The 20,110-nt window shown below is 31.8% G+C and carries 18 protein-coding genes and 1 pseudogene; 7 read left to right on the top strand and 12 right to left on the bottom strand.

Annotated elements, in window-relative coordinates; translation table 11 throughout:
* Nucleotides 1-281: 281 nt before the first annotated feature.
* The 3 genes from BP92_RS0103540 to BP92_RS0103525 all read right to left on the bottom strand — a co-directional run bounded on the left by BP92_RS0103540 (nucleotide 282) and on the right by BP92_RS0103525 (nucleotide 2,096).
* Nucleotides 282-653 (bottom strand): GxxExxY protein, encoded by a 372-nt coding sequence (locus tag BP92_RS0103540; protein ID WP_026724781.1) that lies wholly within the window; start codon nucleotides 651-653, stop codon nucleotides 282-284.
* Between the two features lie 399 nt (nucleotides 654-1,052).
* Nucleotides 1,053-1,466: a type II 3-dehydroquinate dehydratase gene (gene aroQ, locus BP92_RS0103535; protein WP_026724780.1), complete on the bottom strand. Its 414-nt coding sequence runs from the start codon at nucleotides 1,464-1,466 to the stop codon at nucleotides 1,053-1,055.
* A gap of 75 nt (nucleotides 1,467-1,541) precedes the next feature.
* Nucleotides 1,542-2,096: a porin family protein gene (locus BP92_RS0103525; protein ID WP_026724779.1), complete on the bottom strand. Its 555-nt coding sequence runs from the start codon at nucleotides 2,094-2,096 to the stop codon at nucleotides 1,542-1,544.
* Between the two features lie 303 nt (nucleotides 2,097-2,399).
* Between BP92_RS0103525 and BP92_RS0103520 the strand changes: the two genes are divergently transcribed.
* Together BP92_RS0103520 and BP92_RS16880 are read left to right on the top strand one after the other, a co-directional pair.
* A complete protein-coding gene (locus tag BP92_RS0103520; protein ID WP_026724778.1) occupies nucleotides 2,400-3,020 on the top strand; it encodes an outer membrane beta-barrel protein in 621 nt (206 codons plus the stop codon).
* A 77-nt stretch (nucleotides 3,021-3,097) separates the two neighbouring features.
* Nucleotides 3,098-3,214, top strand: a pseudogene (locus tag BP92_RS16880) (site-specific integrase); the annotation flags it as partial.
* Nucleotides 3,215-3,352: 138 nt separating this feature from the next.
* Here BP92_RS16880 and BP92_RS0103510 read toward each other — a convergent pair.
* Both BP92_RS0103510 and BP92_RS0103505 read right to left on the bottom strand, forming a co-directional pair.
* Nucleotides 3,353-3,688, bottom strand: coding sequence for a DUF2752 domain-containing protein (locus tag BP92_RS0103510; protein ID WP_026724777.1), 336 nt, complete (start codon nucleotides 3,686-3,688; stop codon nucleotides 3,353-3,355).
* 9 nt (nucleotides 3,689-3,697) lie between these two features.
* Complete coding sequence (locus BP92_RS0103505) at nucleotides 3,698-4,054, bottom strand: TM2 domain-containing protein (protein WP_026724776.1); 357 nt, start codon at nucleotides 4,052-4,054, stop codon at nucleotides 3,698-3,700.
* Between the two features lie 8 nt (nucleotides 4,055-4,062).
* Between BP92_RS0103505 and BP92_RS15730 the strand changes: the two genes are divergently transcribed.
* Together BP92_RS15730 and xerD are read left to right on the top strand one after the other, a co-directional pair.
* The gene (locus tag BP92_RS15730; protein WP_150111862.1) at nucleotides 4,063-4,992 is read left to right on the top strand and encodes a hypothetical protein; all 930 of its coding nucleotides are present in this window, start codon (nucleotides 4,063-4,065) and stop codon (nucleotides 4,990-4,992) included.
* A 14-nt stretch (nucleotides 4,993-5,006) separates the two neighbouring features.
* A complete protein-coding gene (gene xerD, locus BP92_RS0103495) occupies nucleotides 5,007-5,906 on the top strand; it encodes a site-specific tyrosine recombinase XerD (RefSeq protein WP_026724775.1) in 900 nt (299 codons plus the stop codon).
* A gap of 753 nt (nucleotides 5,907-6,659) precedes the next feature.
* Here xerD and rny read toward each other — a convergent pair.
* The 3 genes from rny to BP92_RS0103480 form a co-directional block, all read right to left on the bottom strand.
* Nucleotides 6,660-8,222, bottom strand: coding sequence for a ribonuclease Y (gene rny / locus BP92_RS0103490; protein WP_026724774.1), 1,563 nt, complete (start codon nucleotides 8,220-8,222; stop codon nucleotides 6,660-6,662).
* A 209-nt stretch (nucleotides 8,223-8,431) separates the two neighbouring features.
* A complete protein-coding gene (locus BP92_RS0103485; protein ID WP_026724773.1) occupies nucleotides 8,432-8,725 on the bottom strand; it encodes a cell division protein ZapA in 294 nt (97 codons plus the stop codon).
* 7 nt (nucleotides 8,726-8,732) lie between these two features.
* The gene (locus tag BP92_RS0103480; protein ID WP_026724772.1) at nucleotides 8,733-9,023 is read right to left on the bottom strand and encodes a hypothetical protein; all 291 of its coding nucleotides are present in this window, start codon (nucleotides 9,021-9,023) and stop codon (nucleotides 8,733-8,735) included.
* Nucleotides 9,024-9,215: 192 nt separating this feature from the next.
* On the opposite strand from BP92_RS0103480, the gene BP92_RS0103475 reads away from it, so the two are divergent.
* From BP92_RS0103475 to BP92_RS0103465, 3 genes are read left to right on the top strand one after another with little or no spacing between them, the layout of a single operon-like run.
* Nucleotides 9,216-10,898 (top strand): M23 family metallopeptidase, encoded by a 1,683-nt coding sequence (locus tag BP92_RS0103475; protein WP_026724771.1) that lies wholly within the window; start codon nucleotides 9,216-9,218, stop codon nucleotides 10,896-10,898.
* Between the two features lie 15 nt (nucleotides 10,899-10,913).
* Nucleotides 10,914-13,382 (top strand): TonB-dependent receptor, encoded by a 2,469-nt coding sequence (locus tag BP92_RS0103470; RefSeq protein ID WP_051604375.1) that lies wholly within the window; start codon nucleotides 10,914-10,916, stop codon nucleotides 13,380-13,382.
* Between the two features lie 41 nt (nucleotides 13,383-13,423).
* Nucleotides 13,424-14,137: a hypothetical protein gene (locus BP92_RS0103465; RefSeq protein ID WP_026724769.1), complete on the top strand. Its 714-nt coding sequence runs from the start codon at nucleotides 13,424-13,426 to the stop codon at nucleotides 14,135-14,137.
* A 570-nt stretch (nucleotides 14,138-14,707) separates the two neighbouring features.
* Here BP92_RS0103465 and BP92_RS0103455 read toward each other — a convergent pair.
* The 4 genes from BP92_RS0103455 to BP92_RS0103440 all read right to left on the bottom strand — a co-directional run bounded on the left by BP92_RS0103455 (nucleotide 14,708) and on the right by BP92_RS0103440 (nucleotide 20,109).
* The gene (locus tag BP92_RS0103455; RefSeq protein WP_026724767.1) at nucleotides 14,708-15,409 is read right to left on the bottom strand and encodes a DUF2971 domain-containing protein; all 702 of its coding nucleotides are present in this window, start codon (nucleotides 15,407-15,409) and stop codon (nucleotides 14,708-14,710) included.
* Between the two features lie 142 nt (nucleotides 15,410-15,551).
* Complete coding sequence (locus BP92_RS0103450) at nucleotides 15,552-17,399, bottom strand: ABC transporter ATP-binding protein (protein WP_026724766.1); 1,848 nt, start codon at nucleotides 17,397-17,399, stop codon at nucleotides 15,552-15,554.
* Nucleotides 17,400-19,127 (bottom strand): phospho-sugar mutase, encoded by a 1,728-nt coding sequence (locus BP92_RS0103445; protein ID WP_026724765.1) that lies wholly within the window; start codon nucleotides 19,125-19,127, stop codon nucleotides 17,400-17,402.
* 40 nt (nucleotides 19,128-19,167) lie between these two features.
* Complete coding sequence (locus BP92_RS0103440; protein WP_026724764.1) at nucleotides 19,168-20,109, bottom strand: glycosyltransferase family 2 protein; 942 nt, start codon at nucleotides 20,107-20,109, stop codon at nucleotides 19,168-19,170.
* Nucleotide 20,110 lies beyond the last annotated feature (1 nt).

Here is a 20,110-nt window from a genome sequence, read left to right as displayed (position 1 = left end):
AGCTACACAGAGCTTTTTTTAATTTTCTTTGTCTTTATAGAGCTACACCGAGGCGTTTCACTTGTTTTTTACACAGAGTTGCACAGAGCTTTTTTTGATTTTCTTTGTCTTTATAGAGCTACACCGAGGCGTTTCACTTGTTTTTTACACAGAGTTGCACAGAGCTTTTTTTGATTTTCTTTGTCTTTATAGAGCTACACCGAGGCGTTTTTCACTTGTTTTTACACAGAGTTTTTTTTATTTTCCTTGTCTTTATAGAGTTTAGCTGAGACTTTTTATTTTCACATTGCAAATCGTTTAATTCCTTTAGATAATAGTTTAGTGTTGAAATTAATTAATAATCCTGTTTTATAATTCCCTAATCTCATATAAGTTAATATTTGAGCTTTGTGAACATCGGTAAAAGTCTCAACTGTTTTTAATTCAAGAACCAATTGATCTTCTATCAATAAATCAATTTTATAACCGTGATCTAATTTGATTTCTTTGTATTCTATTGGAAGTTTTTTCTCTCTTTCAACTTTTAAATTAGCATTTTTTAATTCATAGTATAAACATTCTTGATAAGCAGATTCTAGTAATCCAGGACCCAAATGTCGATGAACTTCAATAGCTAAACCAATTACTTGTTCTGTTAACTTATCAACTTCCATATTTTTACTTTATAAATATTCTTTATTTAAATTAATGTAACGCTCTCAATTTCTCACATTCAACACAAAGTAAATAAAAACCCTCTGTGAATCTCATTTAACTCTGTGCATCTCTGTGCAACAACTAAGTGCAACGCCTTCTTCATCTTTCAAACTCAACACAAAGTATATACAGTCCTCCGTGAATCTCATTTACCTCTGTGCATCTCGGTGTAAAAAGCCAAGTGCAACGTCTCTCAATCTCACATTCAACACAAAGTATATACAGTCCTCCGTGAATCTCATTTACCTCTGTGTATCTCGGTGTAAAAAGCCAAGTGCAACGCTCTCAATTTCTCTCATTCGATACAAAGTTTATAAAAACCTCGGTGTATCTCTGTGTAACAAAAAAGTGAAACGCTACTCAAAAGCTCTCAACGCCAATTCATAACTCTGCAATCCAAAGCCAATAATAACTCCTTTAGCATTTGCTGAAATATACGATTGATGACGGAAAGACTCTCTAGAAAACGTATTGGAAATATGAACTTCGATAACAGGAGTTGTAACAGCTTTAACAGCATCTCCAATTCCTATAGAAGTATGCGTATAAGCTCCAGCATTTAAAACAATACCATCATGAGTAAAACCCACTTCTTGAATTTTCGAAATAATTTCACCTTCAATATTACTTTGAAAGTATTCTAATGCGATAGTTGGAAATTGAAGTTGAAGTTTTTCAAAGTACGATTCAAAAGTTTCATTGCCATAAACTTCGGGTTCTCTTTTGCCTAATAGGTTAAGGTTTGGACCATTTATAATGATAATCTTCATGAGAATTGTTTTTGTAAAAGTAAAAAAACCATTCTTTTTGAGAATGGTTTTAGCAAAATATTATAACTTTTAGTGTTAAAACATATAACCTATAGAAAATTGGATTACCGAATTTTTCACATCAGCATCTTTTTTAGCTTCGGTTAATCCAGCTACGTAACGACCTGAAACAAATAAGCCATCTGTAATCTTGTAGCTTAATCCGCCTGCTAAACCAAAATCGAACGAATTGCTGTCGTTGGCATCTACTTCATTTCGTTCACTTACTAATACAGAAGCTTGTGGACCTAACTCTAAACTTAGTTTATTAGTAGTCAAATAAAACTTAGCCAAAACAGGTAAAGAAAGATAACCCAATTCATTTTTAACTTGTTCACCAAATCTTTCCAATTCGGAACCTTGGGTAGAATATAAAAGTTCAGGTTGAATAGCAAAGTTTTCAAATACTTTTAATTCTACAACTAATCCAGCATGATAACTGGTAATGGTTTTAAAATCTACACCTGATATTTCTCCTCCCGTGTAGTTGGCAAAATTAACACCACCTTTTACCCCAAATTTTAGCATTTGAGCCTGAGATAAACCAGTTCCTAGAACTAGTAAAATCAATGTTGCAATTGTTCTCTTCATATTAAAATGTTTTATTAGGAACGCTTATGGGCGCTTTTAATTGTTTTTATCGATGAAATGCAGTTTTTAACGATTTTTGAAACTAATTGATTTACAGTTGTTTAAATTTTTTTTACATTTTTTTTGTCTTTATTTTTTATTAAAAAAACTTTAATTTTTTAGTTTTTATTTTTTTTAAGTATCTGAATATGAGTGATTTTTGTTTTACTTGTTAATAAAATTGTTAATAACATAACAATTTTTGCTATTTTGTATAGAAAAATGCTATAAATTTGCCCTATTAACTTTAAATTTAAACTAAACATGAAAAAAGTTTTATTATCTGCTGTAGCATTATTGGCTTTCGGTTTTGCTAACGCACAAGAAGAAGAAAAAGGAAACGGTGGATTTTCTAAAGGAAGTATTTTTATGTCAGGAACTGTTGGATTTAGTTCTGAAAAACAAGACGATGTAAAAGTAAATGAATTTACAGTTGCTCCTAAAGTAGGTTACTTCGTAACTGAAAACATTGCATTAGGATTAGGATTAGGTTTTGGAAGTGGTAAAGTTGACGTTGATGGTGATACAGCTGCTGAAAACAAAACAACTTCATTTGGAGCTTTTGGTAGATATTACCTGAAAACTTCTAAATTTGCACCATTTGCAGAATTAAATGTTAATTATGCTACAACTAGTACTGAGTACATTTATTTCATGGGAGAATTAGCTCCATTTGGTTCAGGGGAAGATGTTAATACATTTTCTATCAATTTAGCTCCAGGTTTTAACTATTTCGTTTCTGATAATTTTGCTTTAGAAACTTCAGTTGGAATCTTAGGTTATTCATCATCTAAAGAAGATGTATCTGGTGCTGAGGCTAAAAACAAATTCCAATTAGGATTAGATTTCGCTTCAATCAATTTTGGTTTAGTTTACAAATTCTAATTTGTAATTACTACAATAAAAAGAAATCCCGCTTCGGCGGGATTTTTTTATTGCTGTAATTTGCCTACATTTGATATATGAGTACTTGGCAATCGTATATTAAAGAATATCAAAATTATCTTCGTTTAGAGCGTGGTCTTTCTAAAAACACCATTGAAAATTATACTTTTGATATTGAAAAATTGGTATTGTTTTAAGAGATTGTTTAATTTATAAAAACCTAGTTTTGATTAAATAATAATACTTTTTATTTCATAATGAGTTTAAAAAATAAAGTTATGAAAAATGTATCTTCAGTAATTCTTTAAATTAGACCTATAAAAAAAGGAGCTTTAAGCTCCTTTTGCATACATTAATCTTCCAATGACTCCAGGCATCCTTTTGCCTTGTATATCGTAAATAGATTTTATCCACATAGGAAATAGCATTGGAACAACAATAAAGGATAGTTTGTTAAATTCCCAAGCTTTTTCAAATTCAAAATGAACAAAATGTAAAGTAGCTTTTGTTAAACCACAGGCATAGCATTCTATTCCAGCTAGTCTTACTGATAAACATACACTTTCTCCTTTGTCAAAAAAATCTGAAGGTAGAAACCATAAAACAAAAGGAGTTAAAATTGTTACAATGTGAATGGTATAAAAGATAAATTTACGAATATAGTGCATCAGAAAAGATTATAGAGTTTTTGCGTATGAACCGTCTTTTGGTTGTAAGTCACCTGTAATGATTCTAATTAAATCAATTAATGCCCAAACACCACACCCTCCAAGAGTAAGTAATTGAACAATACCTTGCCAAGTATAACCTAAGTAGAATCTGTGAATTCCTAATCCACCAATTAACGCAACTAAGATTAAAGCCGTTACTTGACTTTTTCCTTCTCCAGCTGCTGCAGGTGAAGTTAATTCTTCATTGTTTTCAACAACGGTTACATTGTTATTTGTTGTTCTTTGAACAGGGAATGATGCATAAGAAACTGTTAACGCACCAAAAGTTAGCATTAATGCCATTAAAAATAATTTAATTTTCATAATTAAAAATGTTTAGATTTGTACAAAAATATAAAAATCAAATTATAAAAATGAAATTTCTTATTAAATCTACCTTAATTTTTTTATTGTTTCCATACTTTTTGCTTTCTCAAAATAAATATGAGTTTCTTGGAGCAGTTAAATTAAATGGTAACGATAAAACTTTAATTACTTACAGATTAGTTTTTGAAGAAAAAAACGGAGTTATCAATGGTTATTCTGTAACTGATTTAGATGGTGTTCATGAAACTAAAAATACAATTTCAGGGACATATGATAGAAAGTCTAAGTTGTTGGTATTTCAAGAAAAAGATATTTTATATACGAAATCAAAGTTTTCTCAAAGTTCATTTTGTTTTGTTAATTTCTCTGGCAAAGTAAAATTAGTTAATAATACAAGTAAAATTGAGGGAGCTTTCAAGGGTCTATACAAAAACAAACAAAAGTGTATAGATGGTACATTAGCATTAGTTGGTAGTAATAAAATTTATAATCTAGCAGAAAAGGTTAATAAAAAAATACAAAAATCAAACAAGATTGATAAAAAAGTAAAAGAACAAAATAATCCAATTGCACTTTTAGATAGTCTAAAAATTAATAAACTTTCTAAAAATCAAAATCTAAATGTTTTTTGGGAATCCAAATCGGTAAAAATTGAAATTTTTGACTCAGGTAGAGAAGATGGTGATATTATTAATTTATATCACAATAATAAATTAATTCTTGAAAATTACAAAGTGAAACATGATAAAAAGATTATTACTTTAAATCTTGATTTAGCGACAACAAATGAATTTAAAATTCTGGCTATTAATGAGGGTGATTTAGCACCTAATACAGCGAAAATCATTTTACATGATTCAAATAGAACCTTTGAATTGTTTACTTCTTTTAAGAAAAATGAGAGTGCATTCATTACTTTCATACAAAAAGAATAAATTAAAAAGTTTTAATGAGCAATTGGCAATCGTATATTAAAGAATATCAAAATTATTTGCGATTAGAGCGTGGTCTTTCTAAAAACACCATTGAAAATTATACTTTTGATATTGAAAAATTAGTGTTGTTCTTACATCAACATGAAATACAGGTTTCTCCCATTCAAATTTCTGAAGAAACTATTCAGCAATTCATTTACGAAATTTCAAGTAAAGTAAATGCACGAAGCCAGTCGCGTATAATTTCGGGACTAAAAAGCTTTTTTAATTATTTAGTTTTTGAAGATTATCGAAAAGATACACCACTAGAATTAATAGAAGTTCCTAAAACCGGTCGAAAATTACCCGATACTTTAGCTACGGATGAAATTGATGCGCTAATTTCAGCAATCGATTTATCCACACCCGAAGGCGAACGCAATAGAGCCATGTTAGAAACCTTATACAGTTGTGGTTTGCGTGTTTCGGAGTTGGTTGGTTTAAAGATTTCCGACTTATTTTTTGAAGAAGGTTTTATCAAAATCACTGGAAAAGGAAATAAACAACGATTTGTGCCTGTAGGAGGCTCTACAATTAAATATATTACTTCTTATGTAAACTTAATACGAGTGCATTTTCCAGTTCAAAAAGGACATGAAGACACACTTTTTCTAAATAGGAGAGGGAGGCAATTAACCCGCGCCATGGTTTTTACGATTATTAAAGATTTAGCCGTAAAAATCAATTTAAATAAAACAATAAGTCCTCACACATTCCGACATTCATTCGCAACGCATCTTTTAGAAAATGGTGCCGATTTACGCTCCATACAATTAATGCTCGGTCACGAATCAATTACTACTACCGAAGTATATGTGCATTTGGATAGAAAGTTCTTGTCGGAAGTTTTAAATAATTATCATCCGAGGAAGTAGGGTTTGTTTTTACACAGAGCTACACGGAGTTTTTTTGAAATACTTTGAGTCGAATAAGAGCTACACAGAGATGTTTTACTTTTTTTGAGTATTGCTTGCAAAGACGCTAAGTCGCTAAGTTTTCCTCAACGTTTGTCATGCTGAAAGCATCTCTTGAACAAGTGATGTTTTCTTTTAATAGTTTGATATTAATTTTAGTTCAGCTTTAAACTTACACACTTTTTTGCACAGAGCTACACCGAGTTTTTTTAAAATACTTTTTGTTGAGAGAGCTACACAGAGACGTTTTACTTTTTTTGAGTATTGCTCGCAAAGACTCTAAGTCACTAAGTTTTCTTCAACGTTTGTCATGCTGAAAGCATCTCTTGAACAAGTGATGTTTTCTTTTAATAGTTTGATATTAATTTTAGTTCAGCTTTAAACTTACACACTTTTTTACACAGAGCTACACAGAGTTTTTTTGTAATACTTTTTGTTGAGAGAGCTACATAGAGACGTTTTACTTTTTTTGAGTATTGCTCGCAAAGACGCTAAGTCGCTAAGTTTTCCTCAACGTTTGTCATGCTTAAAGCATCTCTTTTATGAACTTCGAATCGGAATTTAGTTAAAGATTAAACTTATATGTTTAAAACAAACAACAATAATCACTCACTAAAGAGATTCCTAACGGAATGACAAAATTGAGCACAAAAAAATCGTATTAATTAAGTTAATACGATTTTTTACTTTTGCCTAATGCCTAATGCCTAATGCCTATTTAGCAATATTCACTGCTCTAGTTTCACGAATAACCGTGATTTTCACTTGACCAGGGTATGTCATTTCAGTTTGGATTTTTTGAGAAATATCAAATGATAAATTTACCGCTGCATCGTCAGATACTTTTTCACTTTCTACAATTACACGTAATTCTCTACCAGCTTGAATTGCATAAGCGTTTTTCACTCCGTTGAATCCGAAAGCGATATCTTCTAAGTCTTTCAAACGTTGGATGTAAGAATCTAGTACTTGTCTTCTTGCTCCTGGACGTGCTCCAGAAATAGCATCACAAACTTGGATAATTGGAGAAATTAAAGACTTCATTTCAATTTCGTCGTGGTGAGCTCCAATAGCGTTGCACACTTCTTCTTTTTCACCATATTTCTCAGCCCATTGCATACCTAAGATTGCGTGAGGTAATTCACTTTCTGTATCTGGCACTTTTCCAATATCGTGTAATAAACCAGCTCTTTTAGCTAATTTAACGTTTAATCCTAATTCAGCTGCCATGATACCACACAACTTAGCTACTTCTCTTGAGTGTTGTAATAAGTTTTGTCCGTAAGAAGAACGGTATTTCATTCTACCCACCACTTTAATTAATTCAGGGTGTAATCCGTGGATTCCTAAATCAATTACGGTACGTTTTCCAGTTTCGATGATTTCTTCGTCGATTTGTTTTGCTGTTTTAGCAACCACTTCTTCAATACGAGCTGGGTGAATACGTCCGTCAGTTACTAATTTGTGTAATGCTAAACGAGCGATTTCTCTTCTTACTGGGTCAAAACAAGATAAGATGATAGCTTCTGGGGTATCGTCAACAATGATTTCAACTCCTGTTGCAGCTTCTAAAGCTCTAATGTTACGACCTTCACGACCAATGATTCTACCTTTTACATCATCCGATTCAATGTTAAATACCGATACACAGTTTTCAACTGCTTCTTCAGTTCCTACACGTTGAATAGTGTTGATGATGATTTTTTTCGCTTCTTGTTGCGCTGTCATTTTTGCTTCTTCCACAGTATCTTGGATGAATGACATAGCGTTTGTTTTGGCTTCCGCTTTTAAGCTTTCTACCAATTGATTTTTAGCATCTTCAGCAGATAAACCAGAAATAGCTTCTAGTTGCTCTACTTGACTTCTGTGAAGTTTATCAATTTCTTGTTGTTTCTTGTCTAAATATTCGATTTTATTATTGTAATCTGCAATTTTAGCTTCAACTTCATCATTAATTTTTTTAGCTTTTGCTAATTCATTTGAAACTTGAGATTCTTTATCACGCGTTCTTTTTTCAGCTTCGGCCATTTTTTTGTCGCGAGCTAAAATTACTTGTTCGTGTTCTGCTTTTAATTCTAAAAACTTCTCTTTAGCTTGTAGAATTTTATCTTTTTTTGCTGCTTCAGCTTCTGTTTTAGCGTCTTTTAAAATCGAAGCTGCTTCTTTTTTTGCATTTTTAATTAGGTTAGAAACATTGCTTTTTTCTAAAAATTTAGCGATTCCAAAACCTCCTGCAAGACCAACAACAATTCCAATTATTATACTTAGTATGTCCATATGTGTGTTAAAAAATTATATAAAAAAAGCCTACATTAGATGTTTGTATAAACTCTGTTATACAAGATTTGAGCTAACCTGCAGTTCAAACTTCCCACTTAAGGGCCTGTTATAGTTGCAAAGATTCACTCGTTTAAATTGTTAGTGTTGAGTTTATCAAATATATACTAATGTAGGCAGTATCTTTGTTTGTTTATGTAAGAACGTATTTATTTTGAGAGTAACTCACTCAATTTTTTATCCAAATTTTGCAATCTGGTTAAAGAAGTTTCATCATCTTGAGATTTACTAATTTGTTTTTGCTCCACTTGTGCTGCAAATTGCAAGGCACACATGGCTAAAACATCTTGTTTGTCTCTTACGGCATAGCTTTGTTCAAACTGTTTAATCATAGCATCTATTTTTTTTGAAGCACTTCTTAGCCCTTCTTCTTGTGATGGCTCCACAGTTAATGGATACACACGGTCTGCTATTGATATTTTAATTTTCAGCTTTTCACTCATGAGCTTTCTAATCTGAAAGTTGGGCTATACAATAATCGATTTCTCTGATTAATGAATTTATTTTGAGTTTTGTTTCTCGTTTATTTTCTTCACTGCCTAGTAATGAGTTTACCATTTTTAGAGTATCTAATTGCTTCTTCAGGTCTTCAATTTCACCAAATTGCTGTTGTTGATTTTTCTTAGAAAGCAACAATTCGTCTTGCAACTCTTGGTTTTTCTTTTCAAGCTGCAACAATTTCTGATTGAGCTTAAAAAATTTAACTTCGAGAGAATCAATTAATTCAGATAATCCATTCATTAATGATAGAATTCATTTCAATATTTCACAAAGTTAGCATTAGTATTCAAAAATAGCAATACTTTTTATTAAATTTTGTGAATAATTTTTTATTATTTATAACTATCTGATAATTAATAATTTATTAGAGGTATGGTTTTTGTTTACTTTATATAAAATTATTTTAGTATTTTAGCACTAAACACAAGCACTATGAAGTTCGTATTAGCCATTTTATTCGCCCCTTTTTTTATTTTTAGTCAAGATTATCCTCAAGATTATTTTCAATCGCCTTTAGATATCCCGCTCGATGTTTCGGGTTCTTTTGGAGAATTACGAAGTAATCATTTTCATTCTGGTTTAGATTTTAAAACTAAAGGAATAGAAGGATTGCCTGTGTATGCCGCTGGTGATGGCTATGTTTCTCGTATTAAAATTTCAACTTTTGGATATGGAAAAGCTATTTATATCACACATTCTAATGGTTATACTTCTGTTTATGGTCATTTGCAAAAAGCCAATGGAGCCATTGAAAGTTATATCAAATCAAGACAATATAAAGAGCAATCGTATGAAGTAGAAATGTATTTGTACCCAACAGAATTACCTGTTAAAAAAGGAGATGTCATTGCTTTTAGTGGAAATACTGGTGGAAGTGGAGCACCTCATTTGCATTTTGAATTCCGAAACACTAAATCGGAAGAAATTTTAAATCCAATGCATTTTGGTTTAAAAAAAATAATTAACGATGATAGAAAACCTGTAATTCAAGGTGTCGTTGCTTATCCGTTAGATTCTACGGTAGTGAATAATTCTCAAAAACCAATAAATATTTCATTTTCTAAACAAGCCGATGGTTCTTATTTAGGGGTAAAAGTAAAAGCTAATGGAAAAGTAGCCTTTGGAATCAATGCTTTTGATTTTTGTACCAATGCTTATAATAAAAATGGATTGTACAAAGTAAAAGCATACTTAAACGGAGTGTTGCAATACCAATATGGTTTTGATGGTTTTGCTTTTGATGAATCGCGCTATATTAACAATTTTATTGATTATGAGCGTTTTCATTTGATGGGACAACGCATTCAAAAATTATTTCAATTATCTGATTATCCGCTTTCGATTGTTTCTGGAAATAAAAAAGATGGCACTATAAAAGTACAACCAGGAGCCAATTATACTTATCGAGTAGAGATTTATGATTTTCATGGTAATAAAGTAGAATTGGTAATTCCAATTGAATTTGCAAATTCGCAAGCCGCTATAAAAAATACGATTCAAAAAACGCCGTATTTTGTTAAAGCTAAAAGTGAATCTATTTTTGAAAAAAACAATGTTTCGGTCCAAATTCCTGAAAATGCATTTTACAATAATTTTTACCTGAATTTTGATGTAAATGGAGATGTTTTAACTTTACATGACGATAGTGTTCCAGTTCATAAAAATATTACGATTACTTTTAATGACGTTCAAGGTCTTACAGAAGAACAATTAGCAAAAACATATATAGCAACACTAGATGGATATAAATTAGAATACAATAAAACGTATCGAAAAGGAAATTCATTTACAATCAAAACAAAATCATTGGGTAAATTTAAATTGGCTCAAGATGTAACGCCGCCCAGAATTTATAATGTAAATTTTGTTGAAGGTAAAACGCTTAAAGAGCAAAAAACAATCAGTGTCTCAGTTACTGACTTGCATTCTGATATTGATACCTACAATGGTTATTTGAATGGAAAATGGATTTTGCTTGAATACGATTACAAAACAAAAAAGTTAGTGCACAATTTAGATGATAATATTTGCGTTCCAGGTAGAAACGATTTAAAGATTGTTGTGACGGATAATTTACAAAATTCTACTACCTTTGAATCTTACTTTTTTAGATAATTAAAACACATTCTTTTGAAAAATATATTTTTTGTATTCTTTGTTGCTTTATTTTCCCTGACTGTTTCGGCACAAAAGGCACGAGTTAAAGGAGTTATTTTAGACGAATTCAATAACCCAGTTGAAAATGTAACGGTAAAAGTCGAAGATAAAGACCAAGGTACCGTAACTAATGAAAACGGATTTTATATCTTAGAAATTGAAGCGAATAAAAAAGTTACCATAACTTTTTCGCATGTTTCTTTAAAAAAATATGTAGTGGTTTTAACCTTGAAGTCCAATGAAGACTTCGAATTAAATCCCAGAATGAATTCAAAAGTAGAAGAGTTCGGTGAAGTTTTTGTTGTTGGAAGTAGTAAAAAACGTATTGAAGGTGTTACTACAATTGATCCTGTAGTAATTCGTAAAATTCCTGGAGCAAATCCCGGAATTGAAAATATAATCAAAACATTACCAGGTGTTTATTCTAATAACGAATTGAGTACTTCTTACGCAGTTCGTGGAGGAAATTACGATGAAAACTTAGTTTATGTAAATGAAATTGAAGTTTATCGTCCTTTTTTAATTCGTTCAGGTCAGCAAGAAGGGTTGAGTTTTACGAATACCGATATGGTTCAAAATGTAGACTTTTCAGCGGGTGGATTTCAATCAAAATATGGCGATAAATTATCATCGGTTTTAGATATTACGTATCGCAATCCAAAGCGTTTTGGAGCTAGTTTGGAAGCCAGTTTGTTAGGTGGAAGTTTAACAGCAGAAGGCGTTTCTAAAAATCAAAAATGGAGTAATATTACCGGAATTCGTTATCGTGATAATAGCCTTTTAGTGAACAGTCAGGAAACACAAACCAATTTTAGACCTACATTTTTTGATGTACAATCATTGTTGAATTTCAACGCTTCAACTAAATGGAATTTTAGTTTTTTAGGTAACATTTCACAAAATAGATACAATTATCAGCCTTTAACACGACAAACCAACTTTGGTACTATCGATGAACCAATTGCTTTATTAGTGTTTTATGAAGGACAAGAAAAGGATAAATACCTTACTTTTTTTGGCGCAGGAAAAGCGGTGTATCAATACAATGATAAAAATAAGTTGAAATTTATTGCTTCTGCTTACCATACACAAGAGCAAGAATATTATGATATTTTAGCCGAATACCGTTTGGGTGAAGTGGATTCTAATATTGGTTCAGAAACGTTTGGAGACGTTGTTTTTTCTCGCGGAATTGGTTCGCAATTAAATCATGCTCGTAACGATTTAGATGCTTTAATTGTAAATGCCGAAGTAAAAGGATTTCATGAATTAAACGAAAAATCGCAAGTTGAATGGGGAGCTAAATATACAAGAGAAGATATTAGAGACCGTTTAGTAGAGTGGGAAGTTATTGATTCTGCTGGTTTTTCTTTGCCAAATCCTATTTTAGATTATGTCAACAATCAACCTTATAATCCGTATGTTGGACCATTGGCGCCTTATCAAAATATTAGAGCCACAAATTATACCAAAATTAATCGTCTTTCGGGTTATCTGCAATGGAATTACAGAGGGAAAATAGGTAGCCATGATTATTGGTTAAACACAGGTGTTCGTGCACATGAATGGCAAGTAACTGCTGATGGAAGACCTGATGGCGACGTTCAAATAACGTTTTCACCAAGAGCTCAATTTGCCTTTAAACCTGACTGGAATAAAGATATGATGTTCCGATTATCGGGAGGTTTGTATCACCAACCACCATTTTACAGAGAACTCCGAGATTATAATGGAGTAGTGCAAACCAATGTAAAAGCCCAACAATCAATACATTTGGTTTTGAGTAATGATTACAGTTTTAAAATGTGGTCGCGACCATTTAAATTAGTTTCGGAAGCTTATTATAAAAATATTACGGATGTAAATACCTATACGATTGATAACGTTCGTATTCGCTATAGAGCTAACAATAATGCAGAAGCTTACGCTTACGGATTCGATGCGCGTTTAAACGGTGAGTTTGTTCCAGGAACGGAATCTTGGTTTAGTTTCGGATATTTAAAAACAGAAGAAAATCAAGATGGTAGAGGTTTTATCGCTCGTCCTACTGATCAAAGATTGAAATTTGGAATGTTGTTTCAAGATTATATGCCAAATATCCCTAACTTAAAATTATATCTAAATTTAGTTTACAATACGGGTTTACCAGGCGGTTCGCCTTCATACGCTGACCCATATGCTTACCAATTGAGATTGAATGATTATCGCAGAGCCGATGTCGGGTTTTCTTACGTATTCAAAGATGCAGGAATTCAATCAAGTAAAATGTGGTTAAAACCGTTTAATGAGTTTTCGTTAGGTTTAGAGATTTTCAATTTGTTTAACAACCAAAATTCAATTACGAATACTTGGGTTCGAGATGTATATACCAAATCGCAATACGGTATTCCAAATTATATGACGACTCGTGTTTTCAATATCAAACTAGTAGCTCGATTGTAATCCATAGTTTTTTTAGTATATTTGACTATAAAATTTTCAGAATGAAACGTATCCTTTTTTCAATAGTTTTATTTACGACTTTGTTAAGTTGTAAAAAAGAAGAAACAACTCCAAAAGTAATTTACGAAGAAGGTAAAGCTAAAGCAGAAGTTGTGGTAAAAGATAGCGGTTCAATAAAAGTAGCCGATTTGCCTATTCTAATGGAAGGAACTCAATTTCTGATTCATCCAGTTGGAGATGTTCGTGTTTATGATACGGATAGTAAAGTGTATGGAAGTAGTAAAACCAATCAAGTGAGTTATGCCATTTCCAATTATAACCGATTTGAAATTACTGGATTTTTTGATAATTTGAATTTTCAGCATATCGATTCTACTTCGGTAAAACCACTAACAGATAAGAAAATTCAAATTCAAACCGCTACATACTTAAACACCATTGCTGCCAAAACTAAAAAACAAATAATGGTGTATACTTTAGTAGATAGTGATACCAATAAAGATGGTAAAGTGGATCAAAACGATATCAAGTCTCTTTATTTGAGTACAATTAGTGGCAATAAGTTTACTAAACTTTCTGAAGAATTTCAAGAATTAATCGATTGGAATATCATCGAAGCACAAAATAGATTATACTTCAGATGTATCGAAGATATCAATAAAAATGGGGCTTTTGATAAAAAAGATAAAGTGCATTATCATTTCGTAAACTTGTTAGCAGACGAGTGGAAAGTGGAAATGTATAATCCGAAGTAATTTTTGAATACTTGATGAGAATCAAACTTATTTTTCTTTCCTTTTTTATTTTGTTTTGTAATTTATCTTTAGCAGAAGGTCAAGACGGTTTAGGAAATATTTTGAGTTTTGGATATTCCTTAATGATTATCACAAATCTTTTAATTTATATTTTTGTGATAGGTGTACTTGTAAAGTTTCTTTTTTTTAAAGGAAATTCAAAAAATGGATTTACTAAGTCCTTTTTGATTTCTACTCTAATCTCGCTTTTACTCTTAGTTATTTTTAAAGATGAGTTTACTTTTTTACTTTTCAATATTTTATAAAGTAATAGTAAAATATGTCATCCCTACGGGATTTTTGTAGTAGTTAGATATTCATGTGTTACCAATATTCCATGCCTAACGGCATTTTTTAGAATTATATTATCATTATTGCAACATCATTTTATTAGTTCCATTAGGAACGATACTTCGGTAAAAAAAAATCTTCCAAACGAATAAAAGTCCCGTAGGGACGACATTAAAATAAAAAAAAGAAAATCCGCTTCAATCCGCGTTGCAAAGCATCCATTTCATCCGCGTTCCAACTCTAAATCAAAATATCACTTTCTAAATCCGATTTTTCAATTTCAAAATCAAAGCCTAATTTAGAAACCAATTCAATTACCAACTTCTTGTACCAGTTTTCACTTTTAGGATGAATGTAGATTTTTTCTATAAGTTGATTTAAGTTCACATCAACTTTTAAACCATTATCGATTTTCATTCCATTAGCCGAAACGTCTGAAATAATGCGAATTTCTCTTTCGTATTGAAAACTTTTTCGTTTAAACAAAAACGGGAAAAATGTATCTTCAAACGGAATAAACTCTTTTTTATAATCGATGTAATTTACGGCACCAATATATTGTTCGGTTTGTCTTTCAGGTTGTAAGGCTTCTTTAAGTCTGCCAATGGTAGTTTGAATCGCTAAACCTTCTGTATTTTGAGTGAAAATCTGCCACATCGCAAACGATTCGTATTCATTAATGTGCCAACTACTAATCACTACTTTTTCACGATGTGATTTATAATAATCCAAAAACTTCGGATTGTTAGCTGCAATTTTTTTTATTTCTTCAAAAGTAGGTTCTGAAAAGGTGCCTTCGTATTGGTCTTCAAACTTATCCGAACGCGACATAAACAACTGTTGCGACAACAGCATGTCTAAAAACTTAGACAAGTCCAAATATTTCCAAACAATGGTATCATTGTCATCTGGTAAAGTGATATTTGGATGGTTTACATACATTTTTCAAGTTCAATTTCAAGTTCAAAATCGTTACACAAAGTTATACTAAGTTATACTAAGATAAGCACAAAGTTGCACAATGAAAAAAATCAGTTTAAATCAGCGTTTCGCTCTAGCGAATCCGTTTCATCCGCGTGCCAAACTACTCGAAACTCTGCATCATCACTAACTTCGAATACGTTCCGTTTAAAGCTAATAATTCGTCATGTGTTCCTTGCTCTACGATTTCACCTTTCTGCATTACAACAATTTTATCCGCTTTTTGAATTGTTGATAATCGGTGGGCAATTACAATTGATGTTCGGTTTTGCATCATGTTTTCTAATGCCACTTGAACGAATTTTTCACTTTCGGTATCTAAAGCTGAAGTTGCTTCATCTAAAATCATAATTGGTGGATTTTTCAAAACCGCTCTCGCAATCGATAAACGTTGTTTTTGTCCACCTGAAAGTTTTCCTCCAGCATCACCAATGTTGGTTTCAATTCCGTTAGGCAAATCTTTTACGAATTCGTAAGCATTAGCTATTTTTAAAGCTGCAATGATTTCTTCATCTGTTGCATCTTGTTTCCCTAATAGAATATTGTTTTTTATCGTTTCATTAAACAAAATCGAATCCTGAGTAACCAATCCCATTAAATGGCGTAACGATTCTAACGTCATATCTTTAATGTCGATACCGTCAATTTTTACACTACCTTCTTGTACATCATAAAAACGAGTCAATAAATTCGCAATCGTACTTTTTCCAGAACCTGATTGTCCCACTAAAGCGACTGTTTTTCCTTTTGGAACTTCTAACGAGAAGTTTTTGAGAACATTTTCTTCTTCATATTTAAAGTTGATGTTTTCAATTGTGATTGAATTTTCAAAAGAAGTTTTTACTACTGCATCAGGTTTGTTTACAATTGTATTTTCTTGTTCAAGTAGTGAAAAAACTCTCTCTGCTGCTGCCAAACCTGTTTTTACTTGGTAGGATGCTTTAGAAATTGCTTTTGCTGGAGTTAGAATATTGTAGGCTAATCCCATGTAAGCAATAAATTTGGAACCTTCAAGTAGGGGAGAACCATCGGCAAAAGTTTCTACTAAAACCATATTTCCTCCGTACCAAAGTAAAATTGCAATCACAACAATTCCCATAAATTCACTCATAGGTGAAGAAAGGTTATTTTTTCTTCCAATACTGTTTGTTAATCGATATAATCTTTGAATAGAACTATTGAATTTATTGGTAAAAGAGCCTTCTGCATTATAACTTTTAACTACTTTTAATCCTCCAAGAGTTTCTTCTACAACCGAAATCAAATAACCATTTTCATCTTGTGCTTTTTTAGATTTTGCTTTTAAACTTTTTCCAATTTTAGAAATGATAAAACCAGAAATAGGTATAAAAATAAATACGAATAAAGTCAATTTAAAGCTAATTACAATCATGGCACCAATTGTAAATACAATCGTCATGGGTTCTTTAATGACTAGTTCCAGGATATTAAAAAACGAATTTCTTACTTCATTAACGTCTCCCAACATTCTCGCCATCATATCACCTTTTCTTTTTTCTGAATAATATGAAATAGGTAAGCTGATGATTTTGTCAAACATTTTGTTTCTTAAGTCTTTTAAAACACCATTTTTTAGTAACATCAAATGGTTTAGAGCTAAATAATTAAAAATGTTTTTTAATAAGAAAGTTGAAATAATAATGGAAACTACCAATAAAAGTGCATATTGTGCGCCACTTTCGTTTGTGAGTTTTGTTATGTAAAAATATAAATAATCATTTCCGTAACTTGTAATTTCCCATATAGAAGTTAGTTTTGGTTCTTCAACTATTTTTTCAGCGTCTTTGAACAAAACATCTAACATTGGAATTAATGCTATAAAAGATAAGGTGCTAAAAAGAGCATATAGAATATTATAAATAATATTCATTATCACATCCTTTTTGTACTTTAGTGCAAACGGAATTATTTTCTTTAAATTTTCGTCCATTTAGTTTAATTTCATTGCCGAAATAATTCCTGCAATTTTGTTATCTAATTCTTTTTCTACTGATTCAGCGTGTTCAATCGCGTCTAAAACTCCATTTACGCTGAAATAGAATTTAATTTTTGGTTCGGTTCCGCTTGGTCTAGCGCAAATTTTACTACCGTCTTCTAGATAGTAAATTAATACGTTTGATTTTGGAATATGAATCTCAAATTCTTCATTATTCATGAAGTCTTTTCCATTAGAAGCTTGATAGTCTTCGATGCAAATTACACGTTGTCCGTTGATTTCTTTTAGTGGATTTTCGCGTAAATCAATCATCATTTGTTTGATTTCGTTTGCCCCTTCAATTCCTTTTTTGGTAATCGAAATTAAATGTTCTTTGTAGAAACCAAAATCAATATATAAATTCAATAATTCTTGATATAACGAACTTCCTGAAGCTTTAGCTTGGGCTGCAATTTCACTTACCAATAAAATAGCGGCAACCGCATCTTTATCACGAACGGCATCACCGACCATAAAACCAAAACTTTCTTCACCACCTCCAATAAATTTCTGATTTGGGAAATCTTTAATGAATTTTGCAATCCATTTGAAACCTGTTAATCCCACTTTGCATTCTACATCGTAAGCGGCTGCTAATTCTAACATCATTGGAGTAGAAACGATAGTCGAACCAATGAATTCATTTCCTTGGAATTTATCAGCGCGTTTCCATTGTTCTAATAAGAAAGCGGTCATGATAACCATCGTTTGGTTTCCGTTTAATAATTTGATGTTTCCATCTAAATCACGAACCGCAACTCCTAAACGGTCAGAATCTGGATCGGTTCCTACGACCATATCTGCACCAATTTTTTCTGCCAAAGCAATTGCCATTGACAACGCTTCTGGTTCTTCTGGATTTGGAGAAACTACGGTTGGGAAATCACCATTAGGTTCCGCTTGTTCAGGAACAATATTTACATCGGTATAGCCAGCTTTTGCTAATACATTTGGAATGGCTTTAATCGAAGTTCCGTGTAAAGAAGTATAAACGATTTTTAAATTCGCTTTAGCTTCAGTTGGAGTATTGAAACTTGCATTTTCAACGGTTGATTTTGCGAAAGCTTCGTCAACTTCAGTATCTATATATTCAATTAAATTGTTGTTCGCTTCAAATTTGATGTCGCTGTATTTTAAATCTTCAATTACTTTGATAATTTCAGCATCTTGAGGTGGAACTAATTGCCCACCATCTTGCCAATATACTTTGTATCCGTTGTATTCTGGCGGATTGTGAGAAGCAGTTAAAACAATTCCCGCATGGCAATTCAAATAACGAACTGCAAATGATAATTCAGGAGTTGGACGCATATCTGAAAACAAATACACTTTAATTCCGTTTGCCGAAAAAACATCAGCCACTACTTTAGCTAAAGTGTTGCTATTATGGCGACAATCGTAAGCAATCGCTACTTTTAATTGTTCGTTTGGAAACGATTTATGTAAATAATCTGATAAACCTTGTGTGTTTTTACCTAATGTATATTTGTTGATACGATTGGTTCCAACGCCCATAACACCGCGCATTCCACCCGTTCCAAACTCTAAATTTTTATAGAAACTTTCTTCTAACTCTTTTGGAGCTGAAGTCATCATCTCTTCGATAGCGTTTCGAGTTGCTTCATCAAATGTTGGAGTTAACCACTCGTTTACTTTGTTTAAAATACTTTGTTCGATATGCATATTCTGTGTGTTTTGAGAAAACTAATGTTATCTCATAATATTATAATACTTCTGAAATCTTATAACGTTCTTCGTTGTTTTTGGTTCTTAGGATAATTTCGCCTAGAAATCCGGCTAAGAATAATTGCGTTCCAATTAACATAGCGGTTAGCGATAAATAGAATTGAGGTCTTTCAGTAATTAATCTTCCTGAAGTGTTGATGAATAATTTGTCGATTCCTAAGTAGAAAGCGAATAAAAATCCAATTACAAACATAATAGAACCTAATAATCCGAAAAGATGCATTGGTCGTTTTCCAAAAGTAGAAAGGAACCAAATTGTAATCAAATCTAAGAAACCATTAACAAAACGGCTCATCCCGAATTTAGAACTTCCGTATTTTCTTGCTTGATGGATTACGACTTTTTCACCAATTTTCCCAAATCCAGCATTCTTAGCTAAAACAGGAATATAACGGTGCATTTCACCTGAAACTTCTATGTTTTTGATAACGATATTTTTGTACGCTTTTAATCCGCAATTAAAATCATTCAAATGAACACCTGATGTCTTTCGTGCAGCCCAGTTGAATAGTTTAGACGGAATATTTTTAGCTACAACCGAATCGTAACGTTTTTTCTTCCATCCTGAAATTAAATCATAATTATCTTCGGTGATTAAACGGAATAACTCTGGAATTTCATCTGGACTATCTTGTAAATCGGCATCCATGGTAATTACTACATCACCTTGTGCTTTAGCAAATCCAGCATGTAACGCTTGTGATTTTCCGTAATTTCTAAGAAAACGGATTCCTTTTACATTCGGATTTTCGTGAGATAATTTTTCGATAACATTCCAAGAAGCATCAGTACTACCATCATCAATAAAAAGGATTTCGTAGGAATAGTTGTGCGCTTGCATCACTTTCACAATCCAATTGTGTAATTCGGGTAACGATTCTTGTTCGTTTAATAATGGGATAACTATGGATAAATTCATT

Origin of the sequence: Flavobacterium sasangense DSM 21067 (assembly GCF_000686885.1) — a bacterium.
GTDB lineage: Bacteria > Bacteroidota > Bacteroidia > Flavobacteriales > Flavobacteriaceae > Flavobacterium > Flavobacterium sasangense.
The sequence above is the reverse complement of the archived record's forward strand: the minus strand, read 5'-3'. Positions and strand labels throughout refer to the sequence as shown.